Origin of the sequence: Rhodococcus sp. F64268 (genome assembly GCF_023015605.1) — a bacterium.
In the GTDB taxonomy this organism is placed as follows: Bacteria; Actinomycetota; Actinomycetes; order Mycobacteriales; family Mycobacteriaceae; genus Rhodococcus.
On record NZ_JALKAI010000014.1, the window covers coordinates 26299 to 49796 of the forward strand.

Annotated in this window: 23 protein-coding genes; 11 read left to right on the forward strand and 12 right to left on the reverse strand. The window is 65.3% G+C overall.

Annotated features, from left to right (window positions below; genetic code table 11):
- Window positions 1-42: 42 nt before the first annotated feature.
- Both MWU77_RS22760 and MWU77_RS22765 read left to right on the forward strand, forming a co-directional pair.
- On the forward strand, window positions 43-1554 hold the full coding sequence (locus tag MWU77_RS22760) for an aldehyde dehydrogenase family protein (protein ID WP_169690710.1): 1512 nt from the start codon (window positions 43-45) through the stop codon (window positions 1552-1554).
- 6 nt (window positions 1555-1560) lie between these two features.
- The gene (locus MWU77_RS22765) at window positions 1561-2523 is read left to right on the forward strand and encodes an oxygenase MpaB family protein (protein ID WP_169690711.1); all 963 of its coding nucleotides are present in this window, start codon (window positions 1561-1563) and stop codon (window positions 2521-2523) included.
- 43 nt (window positions 2524-2566) lie between these two features.
- Here MWU77_RS22765 and MWU77_RS22770 read toward each other — a convergent pair whose 3' ends face one another.
- The 5 genes from MWU77_RS22770 to MWU77_RS22790 all read right to left on the reverse strand — a co-directional run bounded on the left by MWU77_RS22770 (window position 2567) and on the right by MWU77_RS22790 (window position 6264).
- On the reverse strand, window positions 2567-4042 hold the full coding sequence (locus MWU77_RS22770) for an MFS transporter (RefSeq protein ID WP_374229957.1): 1476 nt from the start codon (window positions 4040-4042) through the stop codon (window positions 2567-2569).
- Window positions 4043-4124: 82 nt separating this feature from the next.
- Window positions 4125-4706, reverse strand: coding sequence for a TetR/AcrR family transcriptional regulator (locus tag MWU77_RS22775; protein WP_169690712.1), 582 nt, complete (start codon window positions 4704-4706; stop codon window positions 4125-4127).
- Between the two features lie 11 nt (window positions 4707-4717).
- Entirely contained in the window at window positions 4718-5326 is a 609-nt protein-coding gene (gene recR, locus MWU77_RS22780) for a recombination mediator RecR (protein ID WP_169690713.1), read from the reverse strand.
- Window positions 5327-5334: 8 nt separating this feature from the next.
- Window positions 5335-5658 (reverse strand): YbaB/EbfC family nucleoid-associated protein, encoded by a 324-nt coding sequence (locus MWU77_RS22785; protein ID WP_169690783.1) that lies wholly within the window; start codon window positions 5656-5658, stop codon window positions 5335-5337.
- 171 nt (window positions 5659-5829) lie between these two features.
- The gene (locus MWU77_RS22790; RefSeq protein WP_169690714.1) at window positions 5830-6264 is read right to left on the reverse strand and encodes an SRPBCC family protein; all 435 of its coding nucleotides are present in this window, start codon (window positions 6262-6264) and stop codon (window positions 5830-5832) included.
- A 144-nt stretch (window positions 6265-6408) separates the two neighbouring features.
- On the opposite strand from MWU77_RS22790, the gene MWU77_RS22795 reads away from it, so the two are divergent.
- Window positions 6409-7839: an FAD-binding oxidoreductase gene (locus MWU77_RS22795; protein WP_247274838.1), complete on the forward strand. Its 1431-nt coding sequence runs from the start codon at window positions 6409-6411 to the stop codon at window positions 7837-7839.
- Window positions 7836-9143 carry a class I SAM-dependent methyltransferase gene (locus tag MWU77_RS22800; protein ID WP_247274839.1) on the forward strand — a complete coding sequence of 436 codons (1308 nt, stop codon included), beginning with the start codon at window positions 7836-7838 and terminating at the stop codon, window positions 9141-9143. The genes MWU77_RS22795 and MWU77_RS22800 overlap by 4 nt, the downstream gene beginning before the upstream one ends.
- A 130-nt stretch (window positions 9144-9273) precedes the next feature.
- On the opposite strand, the gene MWU77_RS22805 is transcribed toward MWU77_RS22800, so the two are convergent.
- The 4 genes from MWU77_RS22805 to MWU77_RS22820 all read right to left on the reverse strand — a co-directional run bounded on the left by MWU77_RS22805 (window position 9274) and on the right by MWU77_RS22820 (window position 13575).
- A complete protein-coding gene (locus MWU77_RS22805; RefSeq protein WP_281499561.1) occupies window positions 9274-11406 on the reverse strand; it encodes a 3-hydroxyacyl-CoA dehydrogenase NAD-binding domain-containing protein in 2133 nt (710 codons plus the stop codon).
- A gap of 34 nt (window positions 11407-11440) precedes the next feature.
- On the reverse strand, window positions 11441-12655 hold the full coding sequence (locus tag MWU77_RS22810; RefSeq protein WP_169690718.1) for an acetyl-CoA C-acetyltransferase: 1215 nt from the start codon (window positions 12653-12655) through the stop codon (window positions 11441-11443).
- 290 nt (window positions 12656-12945) lie between these two features.
- Complete coding sequence (locus MWU77_RS22815; RefSeq protein ID WP_169690634.1) at window positions 12946-13206, reverse strand: hypothetical protein; 261 nt, start codon at window positions 13204-13206, stop codon at window positions 12946-12948.
- Between the two features lie 75 nt (window positions 13207-13281).
- Window positions 13282-13575, reverse strand: a complete 294-nt coding sequence (locus MWU77_RS22820) for a hypothetical protein (RefSeq protein WP_206040523.1) — start codon at window positions 13573-13575, stop codon at window positions 13282-13284.
- 40 nt (window positions 13576-13615) lie between these two features.
- Between MWU77_RS22820 and MWU77_RS22825 the strand changes: the two genes are divergently transcribed.
- From MWU77_RS22825 to MWU77_RS22840, 4 genes are read left to right on the forward strand one after another with little or no spacing between them, the layout of a single operon-like run.
- Window positions 13616-14011 carry a hypothetical protein gene (locus tag MWU77_RS22825; RefSeq protein ID WP_247274841.1) on the forward strand — a complete coding sequence of 132 codons (396 nt, stop codon included), beginning with the start codon at window positions 13616-13618 and terminating at the stop codon, window positions 14009-14011.
- Window positions 14012-14017: 6 nt separating this feature from the next.
- A complete protein-coding gene (locus tag MWU77_RS22830; RefSeq protein WP_247274842.1) occupies window positions 14018-14326 on the forward strand; it encodes a nucleotide exchange factor GrpE in 309 nt (102 codons plus the stop codon).
- Window positions 14327-14345: 19 nt separating this feature from the next.
- Window positions 14346-16136 (forward strand): Hsp70 family protein, encoded by a 1791-nt coding sequence (locus tag MWU77_RS22835; RefSeq protein WP_247274843.1) that lies wholly within the window; start codon window positions 14346-14348, stop codon window positions 16134-16136.
- A gap of 50 nt (window positions 16137-16186) precedes the next feature.
- Complete coding sequence (locus MWU77_RS22840) at window positions 16187-17476, forward strand: hypothetical protein (protein ID WP_247274844.1); 1290 nt, start codon at window positions 16187-16189, stop codon at window positions 17474-17476.
- A gap of 26 nt (window positions 17477-17502) precedes the next feature.
- Here MWU77_RS22840 and MWU77_RS22845 read toward each other — a convergent pair whose 3' ends face one another.
- Complete coding sequence (locus MWU77_RS22845; RefSeq protein ID WP_247274845.1) at window positions 17503-18489, reverse strand: 3,4-dioxygenase subunit beta; 987 nt, start codon at window positions 18487-18489, stop codon at window positions 17503-17505.
- A 200-nt stretch (window positions 18490-18689) separates the two neighbouring features.
- Here MWU77_RS22845 and MWU77_RS22850 point away from each other — a divergent pair, with 200 nt between their 5' ends.
- A complete protein-coding gene (locus MWU77_RS22850) occupies window positions 18690-19520 on the forward strand; it encodes a mycofactocin-coupled SDR family oxidoreductase (RefSeq protein ID WP_247274846.1) in 831 nt (276 codons plus the stop codon).
- A gap of 18 nt (window positions 19521-19538) precedes the next feature.
- On the opposite strand, the gene MWU77_RS22855 is transcribed toward MWU77_RS22850, so the two are convergent.
- Window positions 19539-19970, reverse strand: coding sequence for a PaaI family thioesterase (locus tag MWU77_RS22855; protein ID WP_247274847.1), 432 nt, complete (start codon window positions 19968-19970; stop codon window positions 19539-19541).
- Window positions 19971-20062: 92 nt separating this feature from the next.
- On the opposite strand from MWU77_RS22855, the gene MWU77_RS22860 reads away from it, so the two are divergent.
- A complete protein-coding gene (locus tag MWU77_RS22860) occupies window positions 20063-20527 on the forward strand; it encodes a helix-turn-helix domain-containing protein (RefSeq protein ID WP_247274848.1) in 465 nt (154 codons plus the stop codon).
- Window positions 20528-20534: 7 nt separating this feature from the next.
- Here MWU77_RS22860 and MWU77_RS22865 read toward each other — a convergent pair whose 3' ends face one another.
- A complete protein-coding gene (locus tag MWU77_RS22865) occupies window positions 20535-22712 on the reverse strand; it encodes a DNA polymerase III subunit gamma and tau (RefSeq protein WP_169690726.1) in 2178 nt (725 codons plus the stop codon).
- A 108-nt stretch (window positions 22713-22820) separates the two neighbouring features.
- Here MWU77_RS22865 and MWU77_RS22870 point away from each other — a divergent pair, with 108 nt between their 5' ends.
- The gene (locus tag MWU77_RS22870; protein ID WP_169690727.1) at window positions 22821-23498 is read left to right on the forward strand and encodes a PadR family transcriptional regulator; all 678 of its coding nucleotides are present in this window, start codon (window positions 22821-22823) and stop codon (window positions 23496-23498) included.

The following is a 23498-nucleotide window of genomic DNA, read 5'->3' on the forward strand; positions in this document are numbered from 1 at the left end:
CATCAAATATATGTGATGTGATCCGTCAGAAAGCGTCGAGGGATGACACAGAAGAGCAGCACGACGGGCCCGACCACCGAACCGACGACCGACACGTTCGCCAGCCTCGACCCCCGCTCGGGTGAAGTGATCGCCGAGTATCCGATCGCCGATGCCGCAGCGGTGGCCGAGGCCGTCGACCGCGCCCGGATCGCCGCACGATGGTGGGACGCGCAAGGATTCCGCGGACGTCGCGAGTGGCTCCTCGAATTCAAGAAAGCCGTCGCACAGGACGCCGCCTCCCTGGCGAGGTTGGTCTCGCGTGAGACCGGCAAGCCGTACGGGGACGCATTCCTCGAGGTGATGCTCGCGATCGAACACCTCGACTGGGCCGCGAAGAACGCGAAGAAGGTTCTCAAAGCCAGGAAGGTGCCTTCGGGGGTCGCAAGCTTCAACCAGTCCGCAACCCTCGAGTACAAGGCACTCGGCGTCGTCGGAGTCATCGGGCCGTGGAACTATCCGGTCTACACCCCGATGGGGTCGATTTCGTACGCTCTCGCCGCAGGCAACGCCATCGTGTTCAAGCCGAGCGAGCTGACGCCGGGCGTCGGCAAGTGGCTCGAAGAGAAGTGGAACTCCATCGCCCCGACCCAGCCGGTGTTCCAAGTCGTCACCGGACTCGGTGAGACCGGAGCTGCGCTCACCCGCGCGGGTGTCGACAAGGTCGCGTTCACCGGCTCCGGACCGACAGCCCGCAAGGTCATGGCCGTGTGCGCCGAGTCGCTCACCCCGCTCGTGGCCGAATGCGGCGGCAAGGACGCGATGATCGTCGCGGCAGATGCCGACATCGACAAGGCGGTGGATTTCGCCGCATTCGGTGCTTTCGGCAATGCCGGACAGACATGCGCGGGCGTCGAGCGCATCTACGTTGTCGAGTCCGCTTACCAGGAGTTCCTCGACAAGCTGACGGCCATAGTGAAGCGCGCCGAGCCGGGTGGAAGCAACGAGTCGACCTACGGCCCGATGACTCTGCCCCGCCAGATCGACATCGTGCGCAGTCATATCGAAGATGCTCTTGCAAGCGGCGGCACCGCGGTGGTCGGCGGCGCCGAGTCGGTGGGCGAACGCATCATCGAACCCGTGATCCTCACCGACGTGCCCGAGACCTCGCGCGCAGTGTGCGAGGAAACCTTCGGCCCCACCGTCGTCGTCAACAAGGTACGCGACCTCGACGAGGCAGTCGACCGTGCCAACGGCACGTCGTACGGGCTCGGCGCATCGATCTTCATCGGCAACAAGGCCAAAGGTCGTGAGCTGGCCGGACGCCTCCGCAACGGCATGGTTTCGGTCAATTCGGTACTCGGCTTCGCAGGCATCCCGTCACTGCCGTTCGGCGGTATCGGCGAGTCCGGCTTCGGACGTATCCACGGCGCCGACGGGCTCCGGGAGTTCAGCCGGCCCAAGTCGGTGACGGTCGAGAAGTTCAGTTCGCCGCTGAAGCTGATGAGCCTCGAACGACCCGAACGCGATCTGAATCTGGCCGCGAGGATGCTGAAGTTCATGCACGGAAGGTAGGAGCAGATGACAGCCACGGGATCGCGCGCGAAACGATCGCGCAAACCTGCCGTCGTCGCGTCACCCGAAGCACGGATCGAGAAGGCCGGTACGTTTCCCGGTCCGAATCGCGACCCGCATCCGAAGGCCGGACGACACGGCTGGTTGAAGGTGATCGAAGGTCTCGACCCGGTCACCCATCATCAGGACATCCTGCGGATCACCGCGGGTTACGAGTTTCCGTGGGACTACCAGCGGTCGCTCGAGTTCGCACTGTTCCGGACGTATTGTGTGCCGACCATCTCCGAGCTGCTCGCCCGGACCGGAGAGTTCGAGCATCGGCCGCAGAAGCGTTACGACGACACGTCCCTGTTGATGGCCGAACTCATCGAGCACGGATACGACGCCGAACGCGGACGTGAATCACTGCGCAACATCAACCGCATGCACGGCAAGTACTCGATCGACAACGACGACATGCTGTACGTGCTGTCGACCTTCGCGTACGACCCGCTCGACTGGATCGACCAGTACGGTTGGCGCCGCCTGCATCCGAAGGAGCGGCTCGCGTCGTTCTACTTCTACCGGCAGGTCGGCATCCGGATGGGTATCAAGGACATCCCGGAGTCGTTCCAGGAGTTCCACCGGTTCAAGCTCGAATACGAACAGACGATGTTCGATTACAGCGACGACAACCACGCCATCGGCACCTACACCCTCGAGCTGTTCAAATCGTGGTACCCGAAGGTGCTCGGTCCGGGTGTCGAGAAGGTCGTGTATTCCCTGATCGACGACCGTATGGCCCACGCGTTCGGATTCCCCAAGGGCTCACCGCGCATGCGTTCCGTCTCGGAAGGTGCACTGCGGATGCGATCCGCGCTCGTGCGCAGGCTCCCCAAGCGGAGAGTGTCGGTATCGGCAAGCAATGCCACCAATCGCACGTATCCCGGCTACCCGCTGGGCTACCGACCGCGGGATCTCGGCGTCTGACGCTGTCACCGCAACACCGAACCGGACGCCCGGTGTCGCAGACTCATACGTCTGCGGGACTGGGCGTCCTCGATCCGCGGGACGGAAGCGCGAACGCCGATACGAATACGACGATGGCGCACGCACCGCAGACCAGATACACGGCGACGAACCCGCTCGACGCGATTCCGCCTGCGATCATGTGCGCGGCGAGCACTGACGCGACCACTGCGCTGCACATCGTGCTCCCGACGGTCCTGAGCAACACGTTGACACCGTTCGCAGCCGCATTCTGGGACAGCGGCACAGCGCCGAGAAGGAGAATCGGCAGCGTGCAGTACACGAACGTCGTCCCGATTGCAGCGATGAAGATGGCTGCCACAACCATCCACAACGGCTTGTCCGGGACCGCGTGGATGGAGTAGCCGACGATGAGGAAGGTTGCGCCCACCATGATCGCCGATTTCGGCCCGAACCGGTCCGAGACGCGTGCGGCCACGAGCGCGAAAACCATCATCGCGAAGCTGGCCGGCAATTGGCACACTGCCGCCTGCAGAATCGTCAGACCGTACCCTGCACCGTGATCGGGCGAAGCCTGGAGCAGTTGGGTCGTGATGAGGGTGTTTCCGTAGAAGGCGAAGCCCACGAGCAGCGCTGACAGATGCGGCGCCAGAACCGAACGGCGCGCCGACACTCGCAGGTCGACGAGCGGGTTGCGATTGCGCAACTGCTGAAATCCCCACACCGCGAACAACAGGACGGCGCACGCGAACATGGTCAGGACAGCGGTGCTGGTCCACCCCCACGTGCTTCCCTGAGTGATGGGCACCAGTAGGCAGATCAACGCGCTCGAGAGCCCCACGGCCCCCACGACATCGAAGCGACCGCCGGTGCGCGTACTCGACCGGGGGACGACATACGCGGCCGCGACCGCGACTCCCGCACCGATCGCCGTGGTCACCCAGAACAACAGGTGCCAATTGGCGAACTGAACGATCGCTGCGGCGAACGGGATTCCCACGGCCGTACCGATGCCGAGGGTGGAACTGAGGACCGCGATCGAGCGATCGACGCGGTCGCGCGGCATCACCTCGCGCAGGATCGCCATGCCGATCGGAAGAACAGCGGCACCTGCCCCCTGGAGCCCGCGCGCGAAGATGAGCAATCCGATGTTCGACGTCACGGCACAGATCAGCGACCCGACGGTCATCAGCCCGAACGCGATGAGGAGCATCTGCTTCTTGCCGATCATGTCGGCGAGACGTCCGAAGATGGGTGTCATCACCGCACCGACGAGCAGCGTGCTTGTGACCAGCCACGACACTGCGGTGGGTCCGGCTCCGGTGAAACCGGGCAGACTCGGAAGCAACGGCACGATGACCGTCTGCATGATCGCCTGGAAGATCGCGCCCACCGCGAGGACGGGGAAAACGTACTTCGACAGATTCGACCGGTCGGAGCGGGTCGCGGTGCGCTTCTGCACCGGCGCACTGCGCCCCGAACCCGGAGCATGCAGCCGTAGAGGGAACGACACTGTCACGCGACTCCCTCCGGCGATGGTAAATGGCTGTTCACCACCTTAGGTGAACAGCCATTTACCTACAACCGGAGTGGGGATTGTCTCAGTGCCCGTCGCCGTCGAGCAGCGACTGCACGAGCGGCGCATACAGGGCAACCACCTCGTCGACCGACCCTGCCGCCTTCTCCTGCATCATCCGGCGGCGCATGAACGCGACCCCGAGAAGCATCGAGAACACGAGCTCCGCCCGCATCCGTGCATCCGGCCCCTTCATCAAGGCCACCAACTCGTCGATCATCTGGGACGAGTAGTTCTCACGAAGCTTGCGGTTGCTCTCCTCGCTGGATCCACTCATGAACAGCAACGCCATCGACAACGGTTTGTGCCGGGCAGACTGCCGCGCGAAGATCTCGACCATCCGCTCGCCCAGGCGCTCGAACGGGCCGTCGTACAGCAGGTGGGCCGCAGCCTTGAAATCCACCAGCTCGTCGTACAACTGCTCCTTGGACCCGAAGTACTTGATGATCAGCGGGGCACTGACCCCGGCGTCGTCGGCGATGTCCTTGAGGGTGATCTCGCGATACGGGCGCGTCGCAAACGCGAGACCTGCGGCATCCAGGATCAGCCTCCGAGTTTCCTCCGACGTCCGTCGCCTCTTCTCGGGTGTACCCGTGGCCACTGGCATCCGGCGATCCGTCACATCGTCCGCCTTCCGGACATTGCACGACCCAGTGTGAGCTCGTCGGCGAACTCGAGGTCGCCACCCATCGGGAGTCCCGATGCCAGCCGAGTGACGACGAGCCCCGGGAAGTCCCGCAGCATCCGCACCAAGTACGTCGCCGTCGCCTCACCCTCGGTGTTCGGGTCGGTCGCAATGATCACCTCGGAGACATCGACCCCGTCTTCCTGGTTGCCGATCCTGGTGAGCAGCGCACGGATGTTGAGTTGATCCGGACCGACACCGTTCAGTGGATCGAGCGCCCCACCGAGTACGTGGTAACGGCCACGGAATTCACGGGTCCGCTCGATCGCCTGCACATCCTTGGGTTCCTCGACGACACAGATCTGCGTTCGGTCGCGCCGCGGATCTGCACAGATTCGGCACCGCTCCCGGTCCGACACCGTGCCGCACACCTCGCAGAATTGCACGCCGTCACGGACCTTCTGCAACGCGGCCTGCAGCCGGTCGATCTCCGGCGGCTCGACCGACAGCAGGTGGAACGCGATCCGTTGCGCGCTCTTGGGTCCGATGCCCGGAAGCTTGCCGAGCTCGTCGATGAGGTCCTGAACCGGCCCTTCGTACACGCGTGCCTCTAGAAACCGGGCAGGCCGGGGATGCCGCCACCGAGTCCGCCCGCGAGCGGACCGAGCTTCTCGGCAGCGATCTCCTGGGCCTTGGCCGACGCATCGGCAACCGCAGCGACAACGAGGTCCTGCAGAGTCTCGACGTCGTCCGGGTCGACAACCTTCGGATCGATCTGCACAGCGATGACCTCGCCGGTGCCCTTCACCGTTGCGGTGACGAGACCGCCACCGGCCTGGCCGGTGACGTGGGCCTGCGCCATCTCGTTCTGCGCAGCCATGAGCTGCTGCTGCATCTGCTGGGCTTGGGCGAGAAGTTGCTGCATGTCAGGCATACCACCGGGTTGCACGGACACGTCCTTCCTGTTCGGGTCCTGCGTTGTCGAGCCGGTGGCATCGGTCACCCAGCATCCGACTACGGAGGTTTCTGTCTATGGAGATCGTCTACCTGGTGTTTCGTCAGCCAGGTTAGTCGCATGTCCACCTGGCCGACACTCACCCGAAGGTCAGTCGACGGTGTTCTTCAGATTCTCGAGAACCTGCTTCTGGATCTTGCGCAGACCGATCGGAGCAAACGTCTTCTCGAAGAATCCGCCGATGCCACCCGCGCCGTTCCACTGGGTGAGCGTCACGACCGTCGAGCCGGTGCCGTTGGGAACCACGCTCCAGGTCGTGACGAGCGACGAGTTCGCGTCGGTCTCGGTGATCGTGCTACCGGAGGTCGTCACCTTCGCCTGTACGTCGCGCACCCGCTTCTCGGTGGCCTGGAGCAGCCAGTGCACGATCGTGCCGTCTCCCTGCCCACCGGAGACCACACGATAGTCGCGGTAGTGATCGGAGAGAATGCGCGGACGCACAGTCTCGTAATCCGCAAGCGCCGCGAGCACCTTCTCGGGTGCGGCTGCCAGTTGGATCGAGCTGCTTGCACTGACCTGTGCCACGGTGAACTCCTCTGTGACTGTGGATTCGTTTCGAGCCCGTGCGGCTCGCCGACGCCCTACATCCTGCCTGTCAGTACCGCGACGTAGGTTCCCGGCAGGTCTATTGTGGGTTCCACCACTGATGCGCTGCTGCAGGGGAGTCGAATGCTGAGAACGTCACGAAGTGTCGGACCGTACGGCGACTCGGTCCATCGCGAAGGTGTGCACCGTCTGTTGCGCTCGTATCGCACCATCCCCGCCGATGCGCCGGTACGTCTCGCGAAAAAGACCTCGAACCTGTTCCGCGCACGCACGAAGGTCGACTCACCGGGTCTCGACGTATCGGGGCTCGGCGGTGTCATCTCCGTCGACCCGCAGGCACGCACGGCCGATGTCGCCGGCATGTGCACGTACCAAGATCTCGTCGACGCGACACTTCCGTACGGACTCGCGCCGCTGGTCGTGCCCCAGCTCAAGACGATCACTCTCGGCGGAGCAGTCACCGGGCTCGGCATCGAATCCACCTCGTTCCGCAACGGGCTACCGCACGAATCGGTCCTCGAGATGGACATCCTCACCGGGGGTGGCGAGATCATCACCGCCACACCGGACGGTGAACACGCCGACCTGTTCCGCGGTTTCCCGAACTCCTACGGGTCGCTGGGGTATGCCACGCGACTTCGCATCGAACTCGAACCGGTGAAGCCGTTCGTCGCGTTGCGTCACCTGCGTTTCACCTCACTTGCCGACCTGCAGTCGACGCTCGACCGGATCACGGCCGACCGCGTGTACGCCGGAATTGCCGTGGACTACGTCGACGGTGTGGTCTTCTCCGCCGACGAAAGCTACCTCACCCTCGGCGTGCAGACCTCCGAAGCCGGTCCGGTATCCAACTACACCGAGATGAACATCTTCTACCAGTCGATCCGGCACGAGTCCGTCAACCATCCCAAGACCGACCGCCTCACCATCCGCGACTACCTGTGGCGGTGGGACACCGACTGGTTCTGGTGCTCGCGCGCCTTCGGAGCCCAGAATCCTCGCATCCGGAGGCTGTGGCCGAAGAAGCTGCTACGCAGCAGCTTCTACTGGAAGCTCATCGCGCTCGACCACAAGTACTCGATCGCGGACCGCATCGAGGCCCGCAAGGGCAACCCGCCGAGAGAACGCGTCGTCCAGGACATCGAGGTTCCCATCGAACGAACTCAGGAGTTCATGCAGTGGTTCCTCGATGAGATTCCCATCGAACCGATCTGGCTGTGCCCCTTACGTCTCCGCGATCGATCCGCGTCGTACGACCCTCGCCGGCCATGGCCGCTGTACCCGCTCGAGCCGAAACGCACCTACGTCAACATCGGTTTCTGGTCGTCGGTGCCCGTGGTCCACGGCGAGGCCGAAGGTGCCGCGAACCGCCGCATCGAGCGTAAGGTGGCGGCACTCGACGGTCACAAGTCGCTGTATTCCGATTCCTTCTACAGCCGTGACGAATTCGAGAAGCTCTACTACGGCGAGGGGGAATATCCCGAGCTCAAGAATAGATACGATCCAGGGTCCCGCTTGACGGACCTGTTCGCGAAGGCGGTGCAACGACATTGACCACATTCAAATCGGAGGCCTCCGGGCATAAATCGGACAAGCTCAACCTTGCCCAGATCGTCGAGATCGCAACGGGCGGTGAGATGCCGCTGCGGTTCACTGCATACGACGGTTCCGAGACCGGGCCCGCAGACGCTCCGTTCGGCCTCAACCTAACCGCCCCCGAAGGCGCTACCTATATCGTCACCGCTCCGGGCGACCTGGGTATGGCCCGCGCATACATTTCCGGCACGCTCGAGGCGGAGGGTGTACACCCAGCCGACCCGTATCCCCTGCTCAAGGCACTCGGCGGTGTGCACTTCGAGCGCCCGCCTGCGCGGACCCTCGCGCAGATCGTGCGGTCACTCGGACCCGACCTGATCAGGCCGATCGCTCCTCCACCGCAGGAACATCTCCCCCGCTGGCGCCGCGTCGCCGAGGGCCTTCGCCATTCGAAGGCACGCGACGCCGAAGTGATTCATCACCATTACGACGTGTCGAACACGTTCTACGAATACGTGCTCGGCCCCTCCATGACGTACACGTGCGCGGTGTTCGAGTCGGAGAACCAAAGTCTCGAGGACGCCCAGGAGAACAAATACCGCCTCGTCTTCGAGAAGCTACGACTGAAGCCCGGGGATCGCCTGCTCGATATCGGCTGCGGCTGGGGCGGCATGGTGCGCTACGCAGCTCGCCGAGGTGTGAAGGCCATCGGCGCGACCCTGTCGAAGGAACAGGCCCAGTGGGCGCAGAAGGCCATCGCCGAGGAAGGTCTCGGCGACCTCGCCGAGGTGCGACACTCCGACTATCGCGACGTGTCGGAAACCGGGTTCGATGCGATCTCGTCGATCGGCCTGACCGAGCACATCGGTGCCGCGAACTACCCGTCGTACTTCCGGTTCCTGCACGACAAACTCCGCGTCGGCGGTCTACTGCTCAACCACAGCATCACTCGCCCTCACAACCGTGGGCGGATGAAGGCGGGCGGCTTCATCGACCGCTACGTATTCCCCGACGGGGAGCTCACCGGGTCGGGCCGGCTCATCTCGGAAGCCCAGAACGTCGGCTTCGAGGTGATGCACGAGGAGAACCTGCGGCAGCATTACGCGCTGACCCTGAAAGCATGGTGCGAGAACCTCGAGAAGCACTGGGATTCAGCACTTTCCGAGGTCGACGAGGCCACCGCGCGGCTGTGGGGTCTGTACATGGCGGGCTCGCGCGTGGGCTTCGAGAGCAACGGTGTCCAGCTCCACCAGATTCTCGGTGTGAAGCTGGGGGCAGACCAGGCTCCCCAGGTCCCCCTGCGCCCGTGGTGGGTCGCGTAGGCAGCTCCGCCGCCCGTGCGTGGTCACCCACACACGACAGAAGCCCCCGAACACGTTCGAGGGCCCCTGACTGTGGATAAGTTGTGCGTGGTTTTGGTAGTGGGTGCTACCAAAACCACGCACGGGCGCGTTAGCGCAGGCTCGCCGGCGGGGTGAAACGCTCGCCGTACTTGGCGGCGAGTTCCTCGGCCCGCTTAACGAAGCCTTCCTTACCACCCGGGTATCCGACGATGTACTGCGCGACACCACCGGTCCAGGCCGGGAAACCGATACCGAGGATCGAGCCGATGTTGGCGTCGGCGGTCGTGGTGAGCACGCCCTCGTCGAAGCACTTCTGGGTCTCGATGGCCTCGGCGAACAGCATGCGGTCGATCAGATCCTGCAGCGGCACGTCGAGCGTCGCCACGGTCTTGTAGTGATCGCGCACGCCCTGCCAGATGCCGAGACGCTTGCCGTTCTCGTCGTACTCGTAGAAGCCCGCCTTCTCGAGACGACCCGGACGACCTGCCTCGACCATGAAGTCGACGACGTCGATCGCGGGGTGGCGAGTGGTGCCGAGCTTCGTGTCGCCCTGCGCCGCAGCCTCCGCGGTCTCCTTCGCGATCTTCTGCATGAGCTTCATGTTCAGCTCGTCGGTCAGCTGCAGCGGCGGAGCCGGATACCCCGCCTGCGAACCGGCCTGCTCGATCGTCGCGGGTTCGATGCCCTCACCGAGCATCGCGATGGCCTCGTTCACGAACGTGCCGATCACGCGCGAGGTGAAGAAGCCGCGGCTGTCGTTGACCACGATCGGGGTCTTGCGGATCGCGAGCGTGTAATCGAACACGCGGGCGAGCGCCTCGTCGGAGGTCTTCTCACCCTTGATGATCTCGACCAGCGGCATCTTGTCGACCGGCGAGAAGAAGTGGATACCGATGAAGTCCTCGGGACGCTTGACGCCCGTCGCGAGACCCGTGATCGGCAGCGTCGACGTGTTGGAGCCGAGCAGAGCATCGGGATCGACGATGTCCTCGATCTCCTGGAACACCTTGTGCTTGAGCTCGGTGTTCTCGAAGACGGCCTCGATGACGAAGTCGACGCCCTTCAGGTCTGCGGCGTCGGCGGTCGGGTGGATCCGGCCGAGCAGAGCCTTCGACTTCTCCTCGGTGGTCTTGCCACGCGAGAGCGCCTTCTCCTCGATCTTGACCGAGTAGTCCTTGCCGCGCTCTGCGGCCTCGACGGTGACGTCCTTGAGTACCACATCGAAACCGGCCTTAGCCGACACGTAGGCGATGCCCGCGCCCATCATGCCCGCACCGAGAACGCCGACCTTCTTGATCTCACGCTTCGGCACATCCTTCGGACGCGACGCACCCGAACCGATGGACTGCATATCGAAGAAGAACGCCTGAATCATGTTCTTCGCGACCTGGCCGGTGGCGAGCTCGGTGAAATACCGGGACTCGATCGTCGACGCGTTGTCGAAATCGACCTGAGCGCCTTCGACAGCTGCGGACATGATCGCGCGCGGAGCAGGCATCGGGGCGCCCTTGAGCTGCTTGCGCAGGTTCGCGGGGAAGGCCGGGAGGTTCGCGGCGAACGCGGGTGACGACGGGGTACCGCCAGGGATCTTGTAACCCTTGACATCCCACGGCTGCACACCCCCCTCGGGGTTGGCCTTGATCCACGCCTTCGCGGCGGGAACGAGCTCGTCGATGCTGCCGACGACCTCGTGCACGAGACCGAGTTCCTTGGCCTTGACCGCGTTGTACTTGTTGCCCTGCAGCAGAAGCGAGAGCAGCGCGGTCTGCAGGCCGAGCAGGCGGACGGTGCGGGTGATGCCGCCGCCACCGGGCAACAGCCCGAGACTGGCCTCGGGCAGGCCGATCTGGATCCCCTTGACGTCGGCAGCAATTCGGTGGTGGGTCGCGAGCGCGATCTCGAGGCCACCGCCCAGCGCCGCACCGTTGATGGCGGCGACGACGGGCTTGCCGAGGGTCTCGAGGCGACGCAGGTCGGACTTGATGTCCTGAACCTCGTCGAACGCGGCCTGCGCGTCGTCGGGCCCGATCTCGATGATGTTGCGCAGGTCCCCGCCGGCGAAGAAGGTCTTCTTCGCGGAGGTGATGACGACGCCGCTCAGGGAGTCCTTCTCTGCGACGAGACGATCGACGGTCGCCTTCATCGAGGCCTTGTAGAGCGCGTTCATCGTGTTCGCGCCCTGGTTGGGGTCGTCGAGCGTGAGAACGACGATGCCGTCGGCGTCCTGATCCCAGGAAATCATGTTGTCGGTCACTGTATTTCGGATCCTTCCGGTATCAGACGCGCTCGATGATGGTGGCCACGCCCATGCCGCCACCGACGCAGAGGGTGAGCAGGGCACGACGCAGGCCGCGGCGCTCGAGCTCGTCGACCATGGTGCCGAGGATCATGGCACCGGTCGCGCCGAGCGGGTGACCCATGGCGATGGCGCCGCCGTTGACGTTGAGCTTCTCGTCCGGGATGTTCAGGTCCTTCTGGAACTTCAGGACGACGGAGGCGAATGCCTCGTTGATCTCGAACAGGTCGATATCGTCGACGGTCAGGCCTGCGGTGGCGAGAACCTTCTTCGTAGCCGGTGTCGGGCCGGTGAGCATGATCGTCGAGTCGGCACCCGATGTGGCGGTCGCGACGACGCGGGCACGCGGGGTCAGGTTCAGATCCTTGCCCGCCTGCTCGGAGCCGACGAGCACCAGCGCGGCACCGTCCACGATGCCCGAGCTGTTGCCACCGTGGTGGACATGGTTGATCTTCTCGACGAAATGGAACTTCTGCAGAGCGACGGCGTCGAAGCCACCGACCTCACCGACCGTGGCGAACGACGGCTTCAGGCCGGCCAGACCCGCGAGGGTCGTGTCGGGACGCATGTGCTCGTCCTGATCGAGAATCGTCAGGCCGTTCTGGTCCTTGACCGGGACGACGGACTTCGCGAAGTAGCCACCCGACCACGCGGCAGCGGCGAGCTGCTGCGAACGCAGTGCGTAGGCGTCGACGTCCTCGCGGGAGAAGCCCTCGATCGTTGCGATCAGGTCGGCGCCGACGCCCTGGGGCACGAAGTAGGTGTCGTAGTTGGTGGCCGGATCCAGGCCCCACGGGCCGCCGTCGGAGCCCATCGGCACGCGCGACATGGACTCGACGCCACCGGCGATGACGAGCTCGTCCCAGCCGGAACGCACCTTCTGTGCCGCGGTGTTCACGGCTTCGAGGCCGGACGCGCAGAAGCGGTTGATCTGGACGCCGCCGACAGTGTCGGGCAGTCCGGCCGCGGTGGCGGCGGCGCGGGCCATGTCCGCGCCCTGGTCGCCCACCGGTCCGACGATGCCGAGAATCAGGTCGGAGATGCGGTCCTCGTCGAGATCGGGGAAGCGGACCCGCAATTCGTCGATCAGGCCGGTAACCAGGGAGATCGGCTTGACGGAGTGCAGCGAGCCGTTCTTCTTACCGCGGCCGCGGGGGGTTCGGATGGCTTCATAGATGAATGCCTCGGTGGTCACAGTGCGCAGGTTCCTTCCCGTGCTGACGGTGTGGTGACGCGACATCACATGAGGACGTCCGCGCCCAACCTTCCGCCTCCACCGTAGGAGCGCAGCCCGGACTCGATAAGGACCGAACCGATCGGGCTCCGTGACCGAACCGAACCCGGCAACGGCGCCACACACAACATTCTTCTGCGACTCACTCTGCACTGACCTGCGGTAACAGGCGAATCTGCGGAAATTTCGAACTCTGCGGGAACTTTTCGCCCCGCCGGCGCCTCATATCACCGACACACACGAACGCCCCGTCACCGGCGCCCGAACGTACCGATGGAAAGTGAGCACACCATGACCAGCGGATTCTTCTCCAACACTTCGGCCGACTCCGCCACCGAGTCCACCGACAGCACCCGCTCCGACAGCAACTTCGGCGCCGCAGCATCCGGGCAGGCCGCAGAGTCGACCGACAGCACCCGCTCGGACTCGTCGTTCGGCTCGACCGCGTCCTCCACAGACTCCGCGTCCGCCGCGAGCGACCGCGCCGATTCGTCGTACGGTTCCGGTTCCACGTACGACAGCGACTCGTCCTTCGGATCGTCGTCGGCCAGCGACCAGGGCTCCGTGAGCTACGAATCGTACGAGCGTTACGAGCGGTACGACTCGTCGGGCTCGAGCAGCTCCGACTCGTCGTACGGATCAGCGAGCGACAGCGGCTCGTCGGCCTCGGTCGGTGCGTCCTCTTCTGCGTCCGATTCGAGCAACAGGGCCTCGTCGTCCGATTCCGCCAACGCAGGCGCCTCCTCCTCGGCTACTGATTCCGCCGACCGCTCCTCCGCGTTCGACACCGGTGTCACCGGTTCGAACTCGTCGGCTTCCAACTCGAGCGACCGCGCCGCGTCTTCCAGCTCGAGCGAGACAGGTGCGGCGGCGTCGGGCAACCCCGGTTCCGCACCGGCCGGCGCGTCCGGCTCCGGGCCGGTGGTCGTCGACGAGTACTCGGGCTCGGACGGAGCCCAGTACGTCGACTACGACACCGACGGCGACGGCGTGGTGGATCTGACCACCGTCGACCTCGAAGGTGACGGCCGCATCGACGCCAACATCAGCGACAGCGACGGCGACGGCGTGTTCGACCAGATCTCGATGGACACGAACGGTGACGGGCTGATCGACGTATCCGCGGTCGACTCCGATGCCGACGGCAGCCTCGATGTTGCCGCGGTCGATGCCGATGGCGACGGCGAGGTCGACGCCGTGATCGACCTGCACACCGGCGCAGTGGACTACGACGGTGACGGCACCGCCGACGACTACGTCGATGTCAGCGAGTTCGACTCCGGCAGCAGCTCCGAGTACAACACCGACCTCGCCTGATCCGTCATGACAACCGATGATGCAGGTACGACTCCGATCGCCGATCGGATCGACGACCTGATCACCGCGGCCGACGTGGCAGCAGAGGGCGAAGAGCGCACCGGCATCATCGACCGGCTCGCGGGGATGGGAGTCGAACGCGTGACCGCGCAGGTGGGCACGCCGTTCGACCCCACCCTCCACCGTGTCGTCGCGAGGGTGCCCGCACCGCGCGAGGCGGACGTGAACACGATCGAGCAGACCGTCCGAGCAGGCTGGCGGCATCGTGGTCATATGATCCGCTACGTCGAAGTGAAGGTACGAGTGCACCGATGACAATGAGGGAGAACTACCGATGAGCTGGGTCCTAGCGGTCGACTTCGGCACGTCCAACACCGCCGCGGCACACCGAATCGGACCTGACCGAGTCGAGACGCTCCCACTGACGCACACGGGCAATGCCCTGCCGTCCTCGGTTTTCGTCGGCCCGAATGCGATGTCCACCGGAGACGTGGCGTTCAACCAGGCCTCGCTCGACCCCGCCGGATTCGTGGTCGCACCGAAGTCACTGGTCGTTGCCGGTGGCATCGTCGTTCGGGACCGGGAAGTTGCCGTCTCATCGATCATCGCGGCAGTACTGCGCACCGTGTACGGGCAAGCACTTCGACGCCACAACAACGAACCGCCGGCCGAGGTCGTGCTCACCCATCCGGAGGCGTGGTCGTCACGAGAATTGTCGGTGCTGCGCGAGGCAGCATCGATCGCGGGGCTCGGTGGAAGTGTCTCGCTGATCTCCGAACCGCGCGCGGCGGCCTTCTACTACTCACGCCAGCACGACGCGAAGATCGTGAAGGGCTCGACGATCGCCGTGTTCGACTTCGGTGGCGGAACCCTCGATGTGGCCGTCCTCACCGCAACGAACGAGTGGACCTTCGAGGTTCTGCGTGCCGGAGGCGACAACGCCCTCGGAGGCAAGAGTCTCGACGGTGCGATAGCCCGATGGGTAGACCAGCATCTGGCCGAGGACGATCCGCAGCTCGCAGCGTGGCTGCGCACACCGGAGGGTCTCGAGACCCGACGCACTCTCGACGATCAGATCCGCAAGGCGAAAGAGCTCCTCTCGGAAGCTCCGTCGGCGACGATCCGGGTCAGGGGCAACGGGTCGGACAAGACCCTGACTCTCACGCGGGACGAATTCGAGCAACTGATCGAACCGCAGATCACCCGCGCCGTACAGCTGGCCCGCGGAGTGTTGCACGACTCGGGCATCGGAAGCGGCGGCCTGCAGGCGCTGTACCTGACCGGTGGCTCGTCCCGGATTCCCTACGTGCACCGCAGATTGGCCGAGCTCGGGCCGATCGCCACACTGGACGACCCGAAAACCGTCGTCGCGAAGGGCGCCGCCGGGTTCGTCGCAGGTGGTCGCGCCACCGACCCTCCCGCGATGGTCGACACCGAGGTGCTCGAACGGAGGCCGGCCGGGAACACCGCGTCCGCTCCCCCGCCGCCTGCCTCGTTCGTCAAACCGAATGCCGGTTCATCGGCGCCGACACGAACCAACCGGAAGACACTGGCACTCGCCGGAGGAGCTGTGGTGGCCGTCGCGATCGCAGCGGCAGGCTTCTACTACGGCACGCAGGACGACGCGCTGGCCTCAGAAGTCACCGCGACAACCGCCGAAGCCCCACCGGACAACGGCGGGAAGCCCCCGGCCACTTCCGACTCGAGCTACACCAGCGAGACCTACGACGATGTGACCGCGCTACTTCCGCGAAAGCTCATCGACGCGAGCTCCGAATGCAACAACTCGGGATTCAGCACCCAGGGGGCCTTGCAGATCCGCTGCCTGGTCAATCCTGATTCCTCGCTCGGTCGAGCGATCGGCATGGAGAAGAACGACTACGAGTCGGTCACCGCGTGGCGTGACGACCAATACGCGCGCTCGAATTTCATACGCCTGCGCGACAACAACGACGGAAATACCAAGATCGTCTCGCCGGACAACAACCGCATCATCGATCAAGGCCGGGACGGCACCTACTTCACGGCCATAGACCGATCGACGGGACTCCTCATCCAATTCTCCACCGACTCGGCCGACCAGGGAATGACTCTGCTCACCGAAATCGGTTTCGCACCTGCCTGACCCACCTCACGCCACCTGCACTGATTGCAGGACAAGGAGTATCGACTACCATGCGTACCTCACGCATCCTTATCGCCGCCACCGCTGTCACTCTGGCACTCGCCGGCTGCAGCACCACTTCCGAGGGCACCGCACTCGCCGAAGGGGAGGCAAACGAAAACGGCAGCACCACCGGAACGTTCGATATCGCAGCACTCGACACGGGGGAATACAGAATCGAACCCCGCGACTTCATCGCCGAAGGCCAGGCGGCCGGGGATTTCGGTCCCGCAGTCGAAGGTCAGCGCATGGCCGAGTTCGTGATTCACCCCTACACGATCGACCCCACGCTCACCAACGGTGGTGGCATGTCGACAGGTGTCGGTGTCGGCGGAATCGGCAAGGTCCTCAGCGGCGGCGGTGCCCCCGAGGTGGCCGAATCGTACGGGGTCATCACGGGATTCGGCAGTTTCAGCGGTAAACCCGATGGCTCCCGTCAGCTCGGTGTCGCGGTGTGGCGGTTCCCCGACGCAGACAGCGCCTCGCAGGCTGCTGCCGCCCTGCACGCCAACGCACTCGCCCCGGAGGATGACGGATTCGCTGCGGGACCGCAGACACCGGTATCGATCCCGCAACTGCCCGACACCTTCGCAACGACCTACTACTGGGAGAGCCTCGACACCGCAAGCATGTCGACTTTCACCGCGCGGGGACCACACGTGGTCTACACCTACACTTCCGCGGAAAACAATGATGTCGAGTGGGCCTCGGACACCACGGCTCGTGCCCTCGAAGAGCAGCTTCCGCGGATCGAGCAGTTTCCGTTCTCACCGACCGACGAAATCGAGTCGCTTCCGGTCGACCTCGACAAGGTCCTCGCGCGCGCGGTCGGGTACACCGAGAACGAGTACGCCAGGAACTCCGACACAGCAGTCTACGGGCCGCTCGGATGGCTGCACTTCGATTCGCATCCCGCGGAGACGGCCGACATCTTCGAAGCCACCGGCACCGACCGTGTCGCGTTGGCCAATTCGACCGTCTACCGCACCAGCGGGCCCGAAGCCGCCCGCGAACTGCGCGACGCGTTCCGCGAGCAGAGCCGCGAAACCTACCCTGACCTGGTCGACGAACCTGCGCCACAGGGTGTTCCCGACACCCTCTGCCGTGCCGGCGATATCGCTGAGGGCAGGTTGATGGACTGCATGATGATCTACGGTCCGTACGTCGCTCAGCTCATCGGACATCGCGCGGTCGGGAACACCGACCCCGACGATGACACCCTGCGGACGATGCCGCAACGAGTGGCCACCCAGTACACGAAGTTCGTCCGCGCAGAGGAGCTGGGGCTCGGCGAGAACTGAGCGGACACGCCGCCCGGCATCTCTCGTCACTTCGCGGGAGGGCCGGGCATACCGCTCGGCGGGGTTCCTCCCGGTGGCATGCCACCGGGAGGCATCCCAGCGGGAGGCATTCCACCAGGCATGTTGCCACCCGTGGGTTCCGTGGTCGTGTCGACACCGACAGCGAGAACGACGTGGTATCCGCTGGTGACATCGCCGGTGACCGCGCCGAGTTGGCTCACGCCGCCGTCGTCGCCGAAGACGTTGTCGGCCTCGAGGGTCATCGCCGCCAGATTGGCAACCGAAGCCTCGTAACCAGGCGTGGCGTACACCGTCTCGCTCACATCCTGCGGTAGCGCGACCTGAGAAGTGGCAACGGCCTTGGTGGAGTCGGTGATGGATTCCTCGTCCGGATACACCTCGAGGTGGATGTGCGGCCACCGGCCGGGATAGGCCGCGGGAAAGACACTGGTGAACCGCACTCGCCCATCGCGGTCCGCGATCTGCACACCTCGCAGGTAGTTCTCTTCGGTGATCCCCTCCGAGTACAGGGAGTAGCCGCCTTCGCGGTTGCAGTGCCACACGTACACCGCTGCCCCGGCCAAGGGAACTCCTCCCGCTGCCAGGTCGGCGATGGACAGTTCGAGCGTCATCGGGATTCCCTCGGCGGTCGCGGAGGCTTCCCCGAAGCTCGACCGGATGTCGCTCCGCACGATCCCGCTCTGCTCGAGTACGTCCGGACCGTTGGATCCGTCGCCTGGGTAGGGCCCGGCCGTCTCGTCGGGGATTTCCGCAAGACCCGAGGCAGCGGCCGTCGTCGACGTCGCGGATGCGGTAGTGCCACTGTTGGCGCCTCCGCATGCAGCCAGGCCGACCGTCGCGGCACCCAATCCGACGAGTGTGAGCATCTTGCGCCTGCTCAACAGAGTGCCGACGTCGAAGGCCAGTCCCTGGTCGACGATCTCGTCGTGCGGCCTGGGCCGGCTACGCCCTTCGTATGTGTCCTGGTGGGCTTTCGAGAGCTGTTTCCTCACCGTCTCTCCTTCCGGTGCACCTGGCCGGGGCTGTTGCAATCACCGCCTCAGTCTGGAGCGACACGCAGTGACTCGGCTGCGGTATCGCTGGCAGTTCGCTGTGAATCGCACGGTCTCTCGCTCAGCGGGAACGGCCGGGCCCGACCGCGACGACTGCCCACAGAATCGCCGGACAGGTACTCAGATCCGAAGGAGCCCGCATGACCTCGACCGGCCACTCTGCACCCCGCCGATTCGCGAGCAAGGTCGTGTTCATCACCGGGGCGGCGCGCGGCCAGGGTCGCGCCGAAGCCGTCAGGTTCGCGCAGGAAGGTGCCGACATCATCGCCGTCGACACCTGCAGTGACTTCTCGTCGACCGCGTACGCCGGAGCAACGCGCGACGATCTCGACGAGACCGTGCGCCTGGTGGAGGCGACCGGGCGACGCATTGTCGCGACCGTCGCCGATGTGCGCGACTTCGATTCGTTGTCGCAGGCGCTCGCAAAAGGAGTCGAGACCTTCGGGCGACTGGACGTCGTGATCGCCAACGCAGGCATCTGCTCGGGCGGGCTGTCGTGGGAGATCACCCTCGAACAGTGGAAAGAGACCGTCGACGTGAATCTGACCGGTGTGTTCCACACCGCGAAGGCCTCCGTACCTCACCTGCTCGCAACGGGCGACGGCGGCTCGATCGTGTTCACCAGCTCGGTGTCCGGTATCAAGGGCACCCCGTTCACCGGCCATTACGCCGCGACGAAGCACGGCATCGTCGGTCTCGCGAAAACCATGGCGAACGAGCTGGGCGAGCATCGGATCCGTGTCAACACCGTGCATCCGGCCGGCGTCGAGACGGGTATGACCGTCTCGGATCTGCACCCGTTGATCGCGGAGTACGCCTCGACGCTCGGACCCATCTACATGAATTCACTTCCCTACCAGATTCTTCAGGCCGACGACGTCGCCTCGGTGGTCGCGTGGGTGTGCTCGGACGAAGCCAAGTACATCACCGGGGCACAGGTGCCGATCGATCTCGGCAACCTCATCCGCTGACACGACCCAACAGCGGCCTCACTCAGGAAGCGGAATGTTCTGTAGTCGCAGTTGACCGCGAGCGAGTACCTTCTCGCTCGCGGTATCACTGATGACCACCTGCCACAGCTGCTGTGTGCGGCCCTGCTGGACCGGCTCGGCGACCACGGCCGCACGGCATCCGTTGCTGGACCGCAGGAAATCGGTGGCGTTGTGCACGCCGACGGCGAACTGACCGCGGTCGACGACTGCAGTGCTGGCTCCGATGCTGCCCGCGCTCTCCACGATCGTGGCGTAGACGCCGCCGTGCACGACGCCCCACGGGGTGAGGTGGTCCTCGCCGAGTTCGACGTATCCGGACACTCGCGTCGGTGTCGCTTCCTCGACGACGAATCCGCTCGCGGCGACGAATCGACTCGCGGCTGCAAGGGACGCGTCCGGCACCGCCGCAGTCCCCTCGGTCTCCGACATGGTTACTCCTCACTCCGCAGCTGACTTCTGAAATCACAGTTAGCCAGAACGCGGACCTGCCTGTCAAGACCACAGTCAGCTAGGCTCGCATCATGCAGTGGCTCGACTACAACACCGACAACTGCTCGGTCCAGCGAACGATGAGCATCATCGGCGAGAAATGGACGATGATCGTCCTGCGCGAGGTATTCAACGGTGTGCGCAGATTCGAGCAGATGCGACGGCACACCGGGATTTCCGAACCGATCCTCGCTGCGCGACTGCGCACCCTTGTCGACGCCGGCGTACTCGACACGGTGCCCTACCAGGAAGCGGGTCGCCGGGCCCGTCACGAATACCGGCTCACCGACAAGGGCCGCGAACTGTATCCGATTCTGATCGCCCTACTGCAATGGGGCGACCGCCACTGCGCCGACCCCGAAGGACCGGCCCTCACGGTGCACCACCACGACTGCGGTCAACCCGTCGCGGCCGTGGTGCAATGCGAGGCCGGCCATCGCATCGGGCCGCGCGACGCGGATGTGCGCCCCGGCCCGGGCGCACATCGAGCGGACTGATCGCCCGCTACTTCTCGTCGATCGGCCGCGCTCCCAGCACATCCTTGAGCAACTCCATCGCCACGTCCTCGGGGTCGCGGCGGGTCGACGGGTCGCCCGGGGTCGCGGCCTCGGCGAACATCTCGTCGACGTCCTCCTTGGAGATCTCCGACGGATCCGGTGGCGGAGCGTCGTAATTCGCATCCGGGCCGGGATCGTCGGGTAGATCGGGCGCGTCCGGCGGGGGAATATCGTCGTACTCGGAACGCTGCGACGGCGCTGCACTCACCCCACCGACGGGCGGAGGTGCTGCGTCCGGCGTCGGCGGCCGCTTGGCCTGGCTGGGCCGCGAGAACCGCGGCTGCCCCGTGGGGCGCGACTGCTTCGGCGCCGCAGCAGTTTTCGCAGGTGCAGGCGCGGCCGACCCGTGGACACAGGTGACCTCGAAATCGACACCGAACAATTCGCGCAGCGCATCGGCGATCACGGTCGCGTTGCGCGGCTCGGCGAGTCGCTTGACCAGCGGCGCCGAATCATGAACCAAGACAACCCTGGTGCCGTCGACATCGCGAACCGTGGCACCGGACAGCATGACCTCCACGGTCTTGCTGCGGGCACGCACCTTGGCACGAACCTCGGACCACACCCCACGGATCCCGGCGGCGTCGGGACCCGATACCGCAGCAGGCTCCGGAACTGGTTCAGGAGCCGGTTCGGCTTTCGGCTCAGGCTCCGGCGCAACAGGTTCCGGTGCTGGCTCGGGTTCCGGGGTGGGCACCACAGGCTGCGGTGGAGGCACCTCGGCGCGCGGCTCGGGAGCCCGAACAGGCTCCGGCGCCGGCGGCGGTTCGGGTTCCGGGGCGGGAGCCGGGGGCGGCGGGGCCGGGGCCTCGCTCGTCGCCGGATCGGCAGCACGACGCTGGGAGGGACGCTGGAAGCGCGCTGCCGGTTCGTCGGGCTCGATCGGGGCTGCGGCAGGCTCCGACACCGGCGGAGGCGGAGCTGCAACGGAACTCGCCGAGGCCACCGCCGCACTGTTCACGGCGGGGCCCGGGACGAACCCGTGCTCGAGCCGCTCCAGCCGTTGCAGTACTGCGGACTCTGCGTCGGATGCCGAGGGAAGCAACATACGCGCGCACATCACCTCGAGCAACAGGCGAGGTGCCGTCGCGCCGCGCATCTCGCCGAGCCCGGCATGGACGATCTCGGCGTAGCGCGTGAGCGTGGCCGGACCGAGCTTCGACACTTCATCACGCATGCGCTCGAGCACATCGCCGGGCGCATCGACGAGTCCGCGTTCCGCGGCGTCCGGGACGTTACGCATGAGGATGAGGTCGCGGAGACGTTCGAGGAGGTCGATCGCGAAGCGCCGCGGATCGTGCCCGGCGTCCATGACCTTCTCGACGGTGCCGAACAGTGCTGCACCGTCGCCGGCTGCCAATGCGTCGACGGCTTCGTCGATCAGCGCGACATCGGTGACGCCGAGCAGCGACAGAGCGCGCGGGTAGGTGACGCCCTCGGGGCCTGCTCCCGCGAGGAGTTGGTCCATGACGGACAGCGAGTCTCGGGGCGAACCACCTCCGGCCCGGATGACCAACGGGTATACCGTGTCTTCGACCGGCACATTCTCCTGGACGCAGATCTTCTCGAGGAGGCCCCGCATCGTGGTGGGGGCGAGCAACCGGAACGGGTAGTGGTGCGTTCGTGACCGGATGGTGGGGAGCACCTTCTCCGGTTCGGTTGTCGCGAACACGAAGATCAAATGTTCCGGTGGCTCCTCCACGATCTTGAGCAGGGCATTGAATCCCTGCGTGGTGACCATGTGCGCCTCGTCGATGATGAAGATCCGGTATCGCGACTCGGCCGGGGCGTAGAACGCTCGGTCGCGAAGCTCGCGGGTGTCATCGACGCCGCCGTGGCTGGCCGCGTCGAGTTCGGTGACATCGAGGTTGCCTCCCCCGCCGGGCCCGAGCGACACGCACGACCGGCACTGTCCGCACGGTGTCGAGGTCGGGCCCTGTTCACAGTTCAGCGACCGGGCGAGAATGCGCGCCGACGAGGTCTTGCCGCAGCCGCGCGGACCCGAGAACAGGTATGCGTGGTTGATACGGCCGGTGTCGAGAGCCGTGCTGAGGGGCGCGGTGACATGCTCCTGCCCCACCACCTCGGCGAAGGTCGCGGGTCGATACTTCCGGTACAGGGCCACGCGCCGAGAGTACCGGCGCGCGCCGACAACAGATCGAACGGCGCCTTCGTTGACAAACGATATATCGTGAAATATCGTGACTGCATCAACAAAGAAGGAGTTCGCACAATGCGCAACGAACGACACATGCGCGGCGCCCGCCGCGCACACGCGATGAATCAGTTCTTTTCCGAAGGCCCGTTCCTGGGCGAGGATCCCCGCCGCGGAGGTCCGTTCCCCGGCGGCGACCCCCGACGCGGAAGCCCCTTCGGCGAAGGCCCACACGGCAGAGGCCACCGCGGTGGCGGCCCCATGCACCGCGGCGGGCGCCGAGGACGCGCTCAACGAGGTGACGTCCGCGCGGCAGTACTGCAGCTACTGGCCGACGAGCCCATGCACGGCTACCAGCTGATGCAGGCGATCGCCGACCGCACGGGAGGTGTCTGGAAGCCGAGTCCGGGAGCGATCTACCCGACCATCTCGCAACTCGAGGACGAGGGGCTGGTCCGCGTCGAAAAGGATGCCGGCCGCAAACTCGTGTCGCTGACCGACGAGGGTCGCGCCTGGCTCGCCGATCCCGCCAACGAGCAGACCGATCCGTTCGCCGGCCACTCCGCCGACGAGAACGGCCCCGACCTGCGTGGCGCCCTCCGGGACCTGCAGACGGCCGCACGCGTCGTCGCCGTCAGCGGCACCGACACCCAGATCGCGGCAGCCCACAAAGCACTCGTCGAAGCACGGAAGTCGCTCTACCTGCTGCTCGCCGAAGACAGTGCCCAGACGACCGATACCACCGATCCGAGCTGA

Coding starts and splice junctions, on each gene's coding strand:
- MWU77_RS22760 (WP_169690710.1), top strand. CDS start 43: ATGACACAGAAGAGCAGCACGACGGGCCCGACCACCGAACCGACGACC.
- MWU77_RS22765 (WP_169690711.1), top strand. CDS start 1,561: ATGACAGCCACGGGATCGCGCGCGAAACGATCGCGCAAACCTGCCGTC.
- MWU77_RS22775 (WP_169690712.1), bottom strand. CDS start 4,706: ATGCCAGTGGCCACGGGTACACCCGAGAAGAGGCGACGGACGTCGGAG.
- MWU77_RS22785 (WP_169690783.1), bottom strand. CDS start 5,658: ATGCCTGACATGCAGCAACTTCTCGCCCAAGCCCAGCAGATGCAGCAG.
- MWU77_RS22795 (WP_247274838.1), top strand. CDS start 6,409: ATGCTGAGAACGTCACGAAGTGTCGGACCGTACGGCGACTCGGTCCAT.
- MWU77_RS22805 (WP_281499561.1), bottom strand. CDS start 11,406: ATGATTTCCTGGGATCAGGACGCCGACGGCATCGTCGTTCTCACGCTC.
- MWU77_RS22830 (WP_247274842.1), top strand. CDS start 14,018: ATGACAACCGATGATGCAGGTACGACTCCGATCGCCGATCGGATCGAC.
- MWU77_RS22835 (WP_247274843.1), top strand. CDS start 14,346: ATGAGCTGGGTCCTAGCGGTCGACTTCGGCACGTCCAACACCGCCGCG.
- MWU77_RS22840 (WP_247274844.1), top strand. CDS start 16,187: ATGCGTACCTCACGCATCCTTATCGCCGCCACCGCTGTCACTCTGGCA.
- MWU77_RS22850 (WP_247274846.1), top strand. CDS start 18,690: ATGACCTCGACCGGCCACTCTGCACCCCGCCGATTCGCGAGCAAGGTC.
- MWU77_RS22855 (WP_247274847.1), bottom strand. CDS start 19,970: ATGTCGGAGACCGAGGGGACTGCGGCGGTGCCGGACGCGTCCCTTGCA.
- MWU77_RS22860 (WP_247274848.1), top strand. CDS start 20,063: ATGCAGTGGCTCGACTACAACACCGACAACTGCTCGGTCCAGCGAACG.
- MWU77_RS22870 (WP_169690727.1), top strand. CDS start 22,821: ATGCGCAACGAACGACACATGCGCGGCGCCCGCCGCGCACACGCGATG.